Origin of the sequence: Streptomyces sp. NBC_00385 (assembly GCF_035917155.1) — a bacterium.
GTDB classification, from domain to species: Bacteria; Actinomycetota; Actinomycetes; order Streptomycetales; family Streptomycetaceae; genus Streptomyces; species Streptomyces poriferorum.
Genome location: NZ_CP107951.1, coordinates 5,605,292 through 5,617,004 on the forward strand (window position 1 = coordinate 5,605,292; position 11,713 = coordinate 5,617,004).

Annotated in this window: 11 protein-coding genes and 1 tRNA gene; 3 read left to right on the forward strand and 9 right to left on the reverse strand. The window is 70.7% G+C overall.

What is annotated here, in order from left to right:
* Nucleotides 1-166 precede the first annotated feature (166 nt).
* From ehuA to OG959_RS25090, 5 genes are all read right to left on the reverse strand, one after another.
* Nucleotides 167-1,018 (reverse strand): ectoine/hydroxyectoine ABC transporter ATP-binding protein EhuA, encoded by an 852-nt coding sequence (gene ehuA / locus OG959_RS25070; protein WP_326661920.1) that lies wholly within the window; start codon nucleotides 1,016-1,018, stop codon nucleotides 167-169.
* Complete coding sequence (ehuD, locus tag OG959_RS25075; RefSeq protein ID WP_148018841.1) at nucleotides 1,008-1,652, reverse strand: ectoine/hydroxyectoine ABC transporter permease subunit EhuD; 645 nt, start codon at nucleotides 1,650-1,652, stop codon at nucleotides 1,008-1,010. Before ehuD ends, ehuA begins: the two co-directional genes overlap by 11 nt.
* Nucleotides 1,649-2,383, reverse strand: a complete 735-nt coding sequence (gene ehuC, locus OG959_RS25080; protein ID WP_326661922.1) for an ectoine/hydroxyectoine ABC transporter permease subunit EhuC — start codon at nucleotides 2,381-2,383, stop codon at nucleotides 1,649-1,651. Before ehuC ends, ehuD begins: the two co-directional genes overlap by 4 nt.
* A 19-nt stretch (nucleotides 2,384-2,402) precedes the next feature.
* A complete protein-coding gene (ehuB, locus tag OG959_RS25085) occupies nucleotides 2,403-3,305 on the reverse strand; it encodes an ectoine/hydroxyectoine ABC transporter substrate-binding protein EhuB (RefSeq protein WP_326661924.1) in 903 nt (300 codons plus the stop codon).
* A gap of 256 nt (nucleotides 3,306-3,561) precedes the next feature.
* Nucleotides 3,562-4,521 carry a D-2-hydroxyacid dehydrogenase gene (locus OG959_RS25090; RefSeq protein ID WP_326661926.1) on the reverse strand — a complete coding sequence of 320 codons (960 nt, stop codon included), beginning with the start codon at nucleotides 4,519-4,521 and terminating at the stop codon, nucleotides 3,562-3,564.
* A 210-nt stretch (nucleotides 4,522-4,731) separates the two neighbouring features.
* On the opposite strand from OG959_RS25090, the gene OG959_RS25095 reads away from it, so the two are divergent.
* Nucleotides 4,732-5,511, forward strand: a complete 780-nt coding sequence (locus tag OG959_RS25095) for a maleate cis-trans isomerase family protein (RefSeq protein ID WP_326661928.1) — start codon at nucleotides 4,732-4,734, stop codon at nucleotides 5,509-5,511.
* 120 nt (nucleotides 5,512-5,631) lie between these two features.
* Nucleotides 5,632-6,729, forward strand: coding sequence for an LLM class flavin-dependent oxidoreductase (locus OG959_RS25100; RefSeq protein ID WP_326661931.1), 1,098 nt, complete (start codon nucleotides 5,632-5,634; stop codon nucleotides 6,727-6,729).
* Nucleotides 6,730-6,743: 14 nt separating this feature from the next.
* On the opposite strand, the gene OG959_RS25105 is transcribed toward OG959_RS25100, so the two are convergent.
* Nucleotides 6,744-8,609, reverse strand: coding sequence for a putative bifunctional diguanylate cyclase/phosphodiesterase (locus tag OG959_RS25105; RefSeq protein WP_326661933.1), 1,866 nt, complete (start codon nucleotides 8,607-8,609; stop codon nucleotides 6,744-6,746).
* A gap of 418 nt (nucleotides 8,610-9,027) precedes the next feature.
* Here OG959_RS25105 and OG959_RS25110 point away from each other — a divergent pair, with 418 nt between their 5' ends.
* Nucleotides 9,028-10,242: a M6 family metalloprotease domain-containing protein gene (locus OG959_RS25110; RefSeq protein WP_326661935.1), complete on the forward strand. Its 1,215-nt coding sequence runs from the start codon at nucleotides 9,028-9,030 to the stop codon at nucleotides 10,240-10,242.
* 60 nt (nucleotides 10,243-10,302) lie between these two features.
* On the opposite strand, the gene OG959_RS25115 is transcribed toward OG959_RS25110, so the two are convergent.
* The 3 genes from OG959_RS25115 to OG959_RS25125 form a co-directional block, all read right to left on the reverse strand.
* Nucleotides 10,303-10,376, reverse strand: a tRNA-Lys gene (locus OG959_RS25115).
* A complete protein-coding gene (locus OG959_RS25120; protein ID WP_326661937.1) occupies nucleotides 10,367-11,086 on the reverse strand; it encodes a bifunctional DNA primase/polymerase in 720 nt (239 codons plus the stop codon). The genes OG959_RS25115 and OG959_RS25120 overlap by 10 nt, the downstream gene beginning before the upstream one ends.
* Nucleotides 11,087-11,284: 198 nt before the next feature.
* Nucleotides 11,285-11,626 carry a hypothetical protein gene (locus tag OG959_RS25125; RefSeq protein ID WP_326661939.1) on the reverse strand — a complete coding sequence of 114 codons (342 nt, stop codon included), beginning with the start codon at nucleotides 11,624-11,626 and terminating at the stop codon, nucleotides 11,285-11,287.
* Nucleotides 11,627-11,713 lie beyond the last annotated feature (87 nt).

The following is an 11,713-nucleotide window of genomic DNA, read 5'->3' on the forward strand; positions in this document are numbered from 1 at the left end:
GGTTTCCCCCTACCAGGTTGTGACCGCAAGCTCTGCCACCACGATAGCCGCCAAGAGGCCTTTCAGGGGCGGCTGTTGACTACTGGCCGGTGCGCCCCGGCCCCGTCAGCTGGGGCGCACCCGCATGGCATATGCCAGAGTCAAAGACGATCGACGGATGCCGAGGTCACAGCACCGCGTTGAGGAATTCGCGAGTACGTTCGTGTTCGGGATCGGAGAAGATTTTTTCCGGCGAACCCGACTCCACGACCCGTCCCGCGTCGAACATCAGTACCTTCTCCGACACGTCCCGGGCGAAATTCATCTCGTGGGTCACGCACAGCATGGTGATGTCGGTGTTCCTGGCGATGTCGCACAGCAGGTCCAGCACCCCGGCCACCAGCTCCGGGTCCAGTGCGGACGTCACCTCGTCCAGGAGCAGGATCTCCGGCTCCATCGCGAGCGCCCGGGCGATCGCGACCCGCTGCTGCTGGCCACCGGAGAGCTGGGACGGATGCGCGTCGACCTTCGCGGACAGCCCGACGAGGTCGAGCAGCTCCCGGGCCCGGGTCTCCGCCTTGTCGCGGTCCATGCCGAGGACGTTGACCGGAGCCTCGGTGATGTTCTGCAGCACCTTCATGTTCGGGAAGAGGTTGAACTGCTGGAAGACCATCCCGATCTTCTTCCGCGCCTCGCGCAGGTGCTTCTCGGAGGCCGGCTTCAGCGAGCCGTCCGCCGCCTGCATGTGGGTCAGTGGATCGCCGTTGATCCGGATCACGCCGTCGCTGACCTTCTCCAGCGTCATGAGCAGCCGCAGGATCGTGGTCTTGCCCGAGCCGCTGGGCCCGATCAGGGTGACGTGCTCGCCGCGCTCGACCGTGAAGTCCAGCTGGTCGAGGACGACATGGTCGCCGTACCGCTTGACGACGTTGTCGAAGCGGACCAGCGGGTGCCCGGTGTCCCGGGGGGCGGGTACCGCGACGGCGTCCTCGGGGGCCGTGGCCGCGGTCTTCTGCAGGGGGAGGGGTTCAGTGGCCAAGGCGCTTCTCCAGCTTCCTCATCAGGAGTGACGTGGGGTAGCTCGCGACCAGGAACACCAGTCCGGCAAGTGTGAACACCTCGGTGTACGCGAAGTGGTCACCCCCGTACTTACGGGCTTCGAAGACCATCTCCTGCACCGTGATCACGGCGAGGAACGGGGTCTCCTTGAACATCGAGATCGCGTAGTTCCCGAGTGCGGGCAGTACGTTGCGCACCGCCTGCGGCAGGATCACGGCCTGCCAGGTCCGGCGGGGTGTCATCGACAGCGCCCGGCAGGCCTCCCACTGGCCCTTCGGCACACCGTCGATCCCGGCGCGGTACACCTCCGAGGTGTACGTGGCGTAGTGGATGCCGAGCACCACGATGCCGATGGTCAGCGGCTCCACCGAGGTGAACAGCGCGGCCGCGCCGACCAGCTGGACCAGCAGCGGGGTGGAGCGGATGAACTCCATCACCACCTTCACCGGCACGGTCACGAACCGGCTCGGGGCCCGTCCGGCCACCGCGATCGCCAGCCCGAGCACCGCGGCGACGAGCGTCCCCAGCACCGTGGCCAGCAGGGTGACCTTGAATCCCTGAAGGATCAGCGGCAGCGCGTCGCCGGCCGCGTTCCAGTCGAATCCCTCGTTCACCGGGCACCTCCCGCGGCCGGGGCCGTCACCGCGCTGCGGGACTTCAGCAGGCTTCCCCCGCCGGTCGCCAGACCGAGCCGCCGCTTGGCGGAGCGCTCCAGCAGGTTCATCAGCAGGGTCAGCGCGTAGGCCAGGACGAAGTAGCAGGCCAGCAGGGTCAGATATGCGGTGAGGGTCTCACCCGTGCGGGTGCGCAGCTTCTCGATCACGGTCATGAGGTCGGCCGCCGAGATCAGCCACAGCAGCGGTGTGCACTTCAGCAACTGGATGAAGAGGTTGGTGAAGGACGGGATCATCTGCGCCCACGCCTGGGGCAGGATCACCTTGCGCATCCGGTGCAGCGGCGTCATGTTCAGCGCGACCGCCGCCTCGTACTGGGCCCGCGGTACGGAGTTGATGGCGCCGCGCACCACCTCGGCCCCGTAGGCCCCGTAGTTGAGGCCGAACGCGACGACGCCGCAGAGCAGCGGAGTGAGTTCGTACCCCGTCAGCGGCGGCATCGCGTAGTAGAGCCAGAACAGCTGGACGTACAGCGAGGTGCCGCGGAAGAACTCCACGACCACGCGCGAGACACCCCGCACCACCAGCTCCCGGCTGATCGACATCAGGCCGAGGACGAACGACAGGAACAGCGCCAGCAGGGCGCCCAGGACGGTGGCCTCCAGGGTCACCAACAGGCCCGACCGCAGCTGCGGAAGGTCGTCGGCGAAGGCCGAGAAGAAATCATTCATGCGGCGGGTCCCGTCCCTGTCAGCCCTTGCACAGATCGGCCGTCTTCAGCGTGGCAGGCGGGAGCTCGGTGGCCCCGAAGCCGTAGTCCCGCAGCAGCTCCACATAGCGTGACCTGTCGGAGACGATCTTCTTCAGCTCACGGTTGAACGCGTCCCGCAGCTCCTCGTTGCCCTTGCGGAAGACGGCGCCGCCCGGGCTGTACTGCTTCACGCCGTCGAGTTCCGGCAGGAAGGCCTCGGTGACCTCGGTCTCCGGGTTGGTCTTCGCCAGCCAGCGCAGCGAGATGCCGGTCAGCAGGAAGGCGTCGACCCGGCCGCCCTTGACGGCGTCCGCGCCGTCCTGCGCCTTCTGCAGCGACTTGATCTTGTCCTTGGCTATCCCCGCGCCCTCGGCGTACGAGGACTCGACCGCGCCCGCCATCACGCCGACGGTGATCCCGGCGGCCTTCGCGGAGGCGAGGTCGGTGACCTTCTTCGGGTTGCCCTTCTTCACCATCATCGCGGTCGGCGAGATGAACTCGGGTTCCGAGAAGAGGGCGTTGGCGCAGCGCTCGGGCGTGATCGCCATGCCGGCGCTGACCACGTCGTACTTGCTGGCCTGAAGCCCCGGGATCAGTCCGTCGAACTCGGTGAGTGTGGGGCGCAGCTCGTCCACGCCCAGCGCCTTGAAGATCTCCCGGTGCAGGGTGGGCGCCTCGCCCTTGAGCTGCTTGCCCTCCATGTAGCCGTACGGGGCCTCGTCGGCGTACGCGACCCGGACGAAGCCCTGCTTGCGGAGCTTGTCGAGCGCCCCTTCGCCGTCCGCCGAGTCGGCGCCGGTCTTGCTGCACGCGGTGAGCAGGCCGGGGACGACGAGCAGACCGCCCACGGCTGCCGATCGGTTGAGAAAGCCCCGGCGGGACAGGTTCGGGAAGTCAGCCATGGTTCGCAATCTCCTGGAGGGGTCGAACAGTCCGGACAGGGTTGGCGCCTGCCCGATCCCGTACGTCTATGCAGGAGGAAGTCGCATGTAACCGAACGGTGGCCGGAGGGTGACCTTCCCGTGTCCGAACATGGGCGGAGTGCGACGGATCGTGCGCGGTGTGTATTTCCTTGCACGGTAAGGTGAATGACGGTGTGTTATCCGGAGATGTCCGTCATGGGGTGGCGAAGTGGGGCGCGGACGGCCCGGGTTGGGATCACCCTTCCGTGTCCGGGCTCGGGATGTGGCCGAGCCGCTTGTCCACCACGTTCGGCAACGGCTCGCCGGCCTCCCAGCGTTCGTACATCGCGACGAACTGCTCGCCCAGCCGGTCCCGCCACCCCACCGCGTCGCCGCTCATGTGCGGCGACACGATCAGGCCGGGTACGTCCCACAACGGGCTGTCCGGGCCGAGCGGCTCCCGCTCGAACACGTCGAGCGCCGCCCCCGCGATCCACCGGCTGCGCAGCGCGCCGACGAGATCGTCCTGGACCACCATCGGACCGCGCCCCACGTTGATGAACACGGCAGATGGCTGCATCAGCCCGAAGAACCTGCTGTCGAACATCCCGTACGTCCGCGGGGTCAGCGGTGCCGCGCAGATCACCCAGTCCGCCCGGGCGGTCAGCCGGTCCAGATCCCCGGCGCCGTGGATCGTGCGCCGGGCCGTGCGGCCCACCAGCGCCACCTCGACGCCGAGCGCCATCAGCAGCCGGGTGATCTCCCGCCCGACCGGACCGGCACCGACGACCACCGCACGCGACCCCGCGACCCGGGCCGTCTCGCGGTGGCGCCACCGGCGGCGCCGCTGGAGGTCCAGGGTGCCGGGAAGGTCCTTGGCGAACGCCAGTACGAGGCCCGCCACGTACTCGGACATCGGCTGTTCGAAGACGCCCCGCGCGTTGGTCACCACCGTGTCGCTCTCCGCCAGCTCCGGACAGAGCAGCCGGTCCACACCCGCGCTCGCGGTGTGGACCCAGGCAGGGCGCGGCCCGTCGCCCGGCCAGGCGGCCCGGACGGCGTCCGAGGTGAAGTCCCAGACCAGCAGGACGTCGGCCTGGGGGAGCGCCCCGGCCAGGCCCGCGGCGTCGGTGTGCCGGACGTGCACCCGCCCGGTCAGCGCGCCGAGGCGGGGCGGCGGATCGGCGTCCAGGACGAGCAGGACGGGCTCCGGCATGGGGGCGGTTCCTCCGCGTCGGCTGGGGTCGGCTGAGGCTGCGGACGCACCACGCTCGCAGTCGCGCCCCACCTCGTCAACAGGCCGGAGCGGTGACCGGGGCGGATGGGGGAATACTGGGATGAGAAGCGGTAAAACGCAGTACAGGCAGTACCCGCAGTACCGGCAGCAACAGGAGCAGTAACAGGAGCAGTAACAGGAAGGGTGGACATGACGACCGTCGGATTCCTCTACCCGGGCCACTTCGCGGAGGACGACTACCCGCGCATGGAGATCCTGCTCGACAGCACCATCAGGCTCGTCGTCCGCCACACCGAGAGCCCCGACGACGCCTATCGCGAGGACGCCCTGCGCGAGCTCGGCACCCCGGGCCGGCTCGCCGCCGGCGTCGAGGAGCTCCAGCGCTCCGGGGTCCAGTCCGTCGTCTGGGCGTGCGACGGCGGCAGCTTCCTGTACGGGCCGCAGGGAGCCCACGACCAGGTCATGGCCGTGGCACGGGCGGCGGGCGTGCCGGCCTCCAGTACGTCCATCGGCTTCGTCCACGCCGTGAAGAAGCTGGGTGCCAACCGGGTCGCGGTCGCCGCGACCTATCCCGAGGCCATCGCCGAGCAGTTCAGCGCCTTCCTCCGGTCCACGGGCATGGAGGTGGTCGCCACCCACGCGGCGGGCGTGACCGGCGCCGCCGAGGCCGCGGGCTGGGGGCTCGACCGGCTGAAGGAACTGGCCGCCGCGGCCGACCGCCCCGAGGCGGACGCCGTCCTGCTGCCCGACACGGCCCTGCACACGGTCAGCCACCTCCCCGCCCTGGAGGAGTTCCTCGGCAAGCCCGTCCTCACCGCGAACCAGGTAGCCACCCGGGAGGCCCTGCGACTGGCCGACCGCCCCGCCTGGTCGCCCCGGCTCGGCGCCCTCTTCGAGGCCCGCGAATCGCCGCCCGCCCCGGTGGAATGGGGGAGCGGACGGTCCTACGCCCACGGCAAGCGGCCCTGAGCCCGGCTTCGCGGCCGGCGGGAGGAACAAGGGGACCGGGAACAAGCGGACCGGGAATAAGCGGAGACCACCTCCTGTTGCACTGCTCCGGACCAGACGCACCACCGGAGAGGCCAGGACGTGGACGAGATTCGAGGCGACGAGATCCGTGGCAAGGCGGAGGGGACGGCACCCGTGCCCCTCTCGGTGCTTGACCTCGTCACCGTGGGCCAGGGCCGCACCGCGACCCAGGCCCTGCGTACCGGTGTCGAGATCGCCCAGCTCGCCGAACGCCGCGGCTTCCACCGCTACTGGGTCGCCGAGCACCACTCGATGCCCGGCGTCGCCTCGTCCTCGCCGGCCGTGATCCTGGCCCACACCGCCGCCCACACCGAACGCATCCGGCTCGGCTCCGGCGGCGTCATGCTGCCCAACCACGCCCCGCTCGTCATCGCCGAGCAGTTCGGCACCCTGGAGGCCATGGCCCCCGGCCGCGTCGACCTCGGTCTCGGCCGCGCCCCCGGCACCGACGGCGCCACCGCGGCCGCCCTGCGTCGCACCGAGCGGCTCAACGAGGGCGCGGACGACTTCCCGCAGCAGCTCATGGAGCTGACGCGCTTCCTGGACGACGACTTCCCCGACGGCCACCCCTACGCCCGCATCCACGCGGTCCCCGGCCCCGTCCAGGCCACCTCCGAGGGCGGCGTCCAGTCCCCGGGCCGCCCGCCGCTGTGGCTCCTCGGCTCCTCCGGCTTCAGCGCCCGGCTGGCCGGCATGCTCGGCCTGCCCTTCGCCTTCGCCCACCACTTCTCGGCCCAGAACACCATTCCGGCCCTGGAGCTGTACCGCGAGTCCTTCAAGCCCTCCGCCGTGCTGGACGCCCCGTACGCCCTGATCGGCGTCGCCGCCCTGGCCGCCGACGACGAGCGGGAGGCCCGCCGCCAGGTGCTGACCGGCGCGCTGTCGATGCTCCGCCTGCGCTCCGGCCGCCCCGGCCTGGTCCCGACGCCCGAGGAGGCGGAGGCGTACGCCTTCAGCCCCATGGAGCGGGAGTTCGTCGACAGCTGGCTCGTCAACATCGTCCACGGCACCGCGGACGAGGTCCGCACCGGCCTCGACGACCTGGCCAAGCGCACCGGTGCCGACGAACTGATGATCACCGCCAACGCCCACGGCGGCGAGGCCCGGCTGCGCAGCTACGGCCTCATCGCGGACGCGTACGGCCTGCCGGGGGCCTGAGAGGCTGCCGGCGCTCAGGCCTTCAAGGACCGGGCGCCGAGCAGTTCCGCGATGCGTTCCGGGGCGACCGCGCGGGAGTAGAGCCAGCCCTGCCCGGTGTCGCAGCCGATCCGGCGCAGCCGCTCCGCCTGGCCGGCCGTCTCCACGCACTCCGCGGTGACGGTCAGGCCCAGGCGGTGGGCCAGCTGGACCATGGCCTCGACGATCGTCTCGTCGGCGGGGCTGGGATGCGTACCGTCCTCGTACCGGAAACCGCGCACGAAGGCGCCGTCCAGCTTCAGGACGGAGACCGGCAGGCGGCTCAGATAGGCGAGGTTGGAGTAGCCGGTCCCGAAGTCGTCGATGGCGATCCGGACGCCCATGTCGCTGAGCGACTGGAGGGCCTGCAGCGGCCGGCCGGCCGACCCCATCACCGCGGACTCCGTCAGCTCCAGTTGCAGCAGCGCCGGGTCCAGGCCGGTCTCCGCGAGGATCTCCGCGACATCGGTGACCAGGTCGGAATCCCAGACCTGGCGTACGGCGACGTTGACGCTGATGAACAGCGGCGGCTCGTCCGGGTGGTCCAGCTGCCACCGTCGCGCCTGCCGGCAGGCCGCCCGCAGCACCCAGCGGCCGAGCTGCACGATCGAGCCGTCCTCCTCGGCGATCGCGACGAACCGATTCGGCGAGAGCATGCCGAACTGCGGGTGGTTCCAGCGCACCAGCGCCTCCACCCCCCGTACGACTCCGTCGGCCATGCAGACCAGCGGCTGGTACTCGATGGTGAACTCGCCGCGCTCGACCGCCGGGCGGAGGTTGGACGACAGGGCCTGCCGGGTCATCCGGTGCGCGTTGCGTTCGGGGTCGAAGAGGGTCCAGCGGGCCTTGCCGTCCGCCTTCGCCCAGTACAGCGTCGTGTCCGCCGCCTGCATCAGACCCGTGGCCGAGGTGCCCGCGACGGGCCGTTCCACCACGCCGATCGACGCCGACACCGAGAGCCGCTGACCTGCCAGGTCGAAGGGCTGCTGCAACGCGGCGAGCACCGTGCGGGCGAGGTCGGTCAGCTGCTGCGTACCGGTGGACTCCTCGACCAGGATCGCGAACTCGTCCCCGCCCAGGCGCGCCACCAGATGGGCGCCCGTGGGATGCGGGCCCTCCTGCTCGGCGCAGTCCGTGAGCCGGGCGGCGACGGCGGCCAGCAGTCGGTCGCCGACCCGGTGGCCCAGGGTGTCGTTGACGGCCTTGAAGCCGTCCAGGTCGAGGTAGACGAGTCCGATCCGGCCCCGTCCGGGCATGCTGTCGTCCTGGTACGGGGTCGTCTCCAGGACCGCCGAGAGCCGCTCGAAGAACAGCGTCCGGTTGGGCAGCCGGGTCACCGGGTCGTGCATCTGGAGGTGGCGCAGCCGCTTCTGGAGCTCGCGCCGGTCGCTGACGTCGGCGACGGAGAGCAGCACCTGGCGGGGCGCGGCGCCGGCGCCCTGCTCGGGGGCCGCGGTCATCGGAACGACGGTGATCTCGGCCCACAGCGAGCGCCCGTCGGGGTGCTTGAGCCGGCGGGTGCAGCGGAAGCGGGAGCGCCGGCCGTGCAGCACCTCGCGGTACGCGTGCCAGGTGCGGCCGTCCGCGGCGAGATCGACCAGATCGGATGCGGACTGGGCGGTCAGGGCCGCCGCTCCGACACCGGTCAGGGCGGCCAGGGCCTCGTTGGCGGTGACGATCAGGCCCTCGTGGTCGACGACGGCCATCGGGAGGGTCGCGGCCCTGAACGCGGCCCGGTAGTCGTGCAGCTCGGACGGCGACCCGGCGGACGGCCACATGTCGTCACGCTCCGTGAGGGTCGGCGGTGGGGAAGGGGCTGCTGTGCCCGCCGCGGGCCTGGGCCCTTCGGAGGTTCCGCTCACCGTTCGCTCCCGCCGTGCAGTTCTGTCCCGGACGCCTCTGGTCGGACTGGCCCGCCGCGTGGAGCGCCGTTGTCAGGGGCGGGAACCGCGCAGGACAGCGAGGTGAAGCATAGAGGCTGGCGCCTCGGCCGTTCCAGCGCCCCGACGGTTACGGACCCCGCGTCTGCCGTGCTTGAGCCATTCGCGGGGTGACCCGGTTTGCCCGCGACTGATTGTTTCTGCGCGGTTCTGGTCTGTCCCGATGCTTCGGTGATCGATTGTGACTGTCCGTGAAACCTGTGCGCGGTTCGGCCGCTGACCCGACTGGTGCAGCCCAACAGGACGTACCTCGCGAAACGCCACAAGGTAGTCAGGAGGGTCCTGGAGCCCGCACCCCGCACCGGAGGTAGATGTGCCGCGTCAGCAAGGGCCCGGAGGGGTGGAGAGACCCAGCCCCCGCGCGGTGGCGGCCGGACTGATCTCCCTCCTCGCACTCGCAGCCACTTCTCTTGTCGCAGGCCCCGCCGTGGCCGCTTCCGGAGAGGCGGCCCCCTGTGCGCTGCCCCGGACCGACGTCCACCACTCGCTCGGCGTGGACAGCTGGAACGGCGCCTATCCGCGCCCCGACCACACCCTCGACGCGGTCATGGTCTTTCTTTCCTTCCCGGACGCCCGGCCCGCCACCACCCCGGCCGAACTCGCCGCCGACCACTTCCCCGCCACCACCCAGTTCTTCCAGCGCGCCTCGTACGGAAAGTTCACCCTGCGCCCGCACCCCCAGCGACAGTGGATCCGGATGCCCAAGCCGTCGGTCTGGTACGGGATACAGCGCGACTGGGACAACGACCGGCGCAGTGCCTACCTGCGCGACGCGATCGACGTGGCCGACCCCACCGTCGACTTCTCGAAGTACGACATCGTCTACCTGGTCGCCGACCCCGACGCCCCGGGTGTCGACTCCGATGCCACCAAGGTCGTCAACTTCGACCGCCCGCTGCACGCCGACGGCAAGGACATCAGGCGCGTCGTCACCGTCTTCGAACAGCACCCGCCCGACCACAACGTCCTCGCCCACGAGACCGGACACGTCTTCGACCTGCCCGACCTCTACCACCGGCCCTCGGACGGCAAGGGTGACTGGGACACGTACGTCGGCGACTGGGACGTCATGGGCAGTCAGTTCGGTCTCTCGCCGGACCTCTTCGGCTGGCACAAGTGGAAGCTGGGCTGGCTCGACGACCGGCAGGTGACCTGCATCCAGAGCGACCGGGTCGTCACCCTGGAACCGATGGCGGCCGTACCCGTGCCCGGCGCGTCCATCGGGACCCGGCTGGCCGTGATCAGGACCGGCGAGGGCAGCGCCGTGGCCATCGAGGCCCGCAGCGCCACCGGCAACGACAGGGCCACCTGCACCGAGGGCGTCCTGCTCTACCGGATCCGCAACGAGACGGCCTCGGGCGGCGGCCCGGTCGACGTCCTCGACACCCACCCCGACACCGACGCCTGCTGGGACCGGTCCGTCTATCCGCCGCTCGCGGACGCCCCGCTGAGGGTCGGCGAGACCTACTCCGTCCCCGGCGGTCACACCACGATCGAGGTCGCCGACCGGACGCCTTCGGGCGCGTGGACCATCCGGATCACCACGGGAACGTGAGAGTACGGCGGTGACAACGAAGAAGCCCCCTCGCGAGAGCGAGGGGGCTTCCTCCGTCTGTGCGCCGCCAGGGACTCGAACCCCGGACCCGCTGATTAAGAGTCAGCTGCTCTAACCAACTGAGCTAGCGGCGCCTGCTGACGTCGTAGACCTTAGCACCCTGATCCGTGGGAGGAAAAATCGAAATCCGAGGCGCCGGAGACGGCACCGACCGGGCCACCCGGACACAGGCCCAGAGCAGGACGTCCGGCCCCGGGAGCCACGGATTGCGGGTGTCGGGGGCGACCACCCAACGAGGCCCGGAAGCGGACGGGCCGCAGGTCAGCGGCGGGACCGTCACCGCGTCCCCGGCGCCGTGACAGAGCAGCGGGGGCACTCTCGGGCCACCGTCCTGCGGCTCCGGCGGGTCCCCGGCGGACCGCGTTCCCGGACCGGATCCCCACTCCTCCCAGTCCAGCAGCGAGGGCAGCCGCTGGGCCGTGCCGGGGGAGGCGAACAGCAGCATCCGGCCGCGGTGCGTGGCGACCGGGCCGGAGCCCGGGCCGTCGGCCCACAGGTGCTCCAGCATGCGCCGCCCGAAGAGCGTGGGCACGTTCACCACGTCGAAGGCGGAACCGCACGGCAGGACGCCGGGCGCGGAGGGGTGCGACTCCCACTGCGCCAGGGTGCTGCGCGGATAGGCGGCCGCCCCGGCCAGCCAGGCGGCGCCGGCCGCGGTCACCTGGGCCGCCTGATTACCGGCCTGCTCGCGCAGGACGGCGAAGATGTCGGCCTCCTCACCGGCGTGGTGGTGGGGCCCGTGGCCGTGATGCAGGGTCGTTTCGTCTGGCAGCCATGCGGTCATACGCACAGGTCTACCCGGAGTGATCACCCGGATTCCGAGAGTTGTCGGAAATCGGGACAGGTTGGGGTGGTGAGGAGTATCTTGCGCACCTGGCATATGCCAACGGTTGTACCCGGAGTGATCGCGGGGCCCGTCGCACGGACTGCGACGGGCTCGGAGCTCAGACCCGTCCGGGCGTAGGGCCGGCCCTTTCGGGCGTCAGGGCCTCGGCTCGTTCAGCAGGCTGCGGCCGAACTCGACCATCTTCACCGCATAGTCCTCGGTCCACTCCGCCCGCCGCGCGATGTCCGCGGTCGTCAGCCGGTCGAACCGGCGGGGATCCGCCAGCTGCGCCGCCGCGATCGCCTGGAACTCGACCGCCCGGTCCGTCGCGGCACGGAAGGCCAGCGTCAGCTCGGTGGCGCGGCTCAGCAGCTCCTTCGGATCCTCCATCGACTCCAGGTCGAAGAAGTGCTCAGGATCGGCGACCGCCGCCGACGGCTCGAAGAGCAGGGGTGCGGGGCGCAGCCGCTGCTGCTCGTTCCGCTCGGGTTGTGCCATGTGGTTCTTCCTCCTCCGGTGGGCCCGACGGCCACCCTCTATTGTCCAGCCCGCCGCAAGGGCGCTTTCAGGGGTGCGCGCCGGACC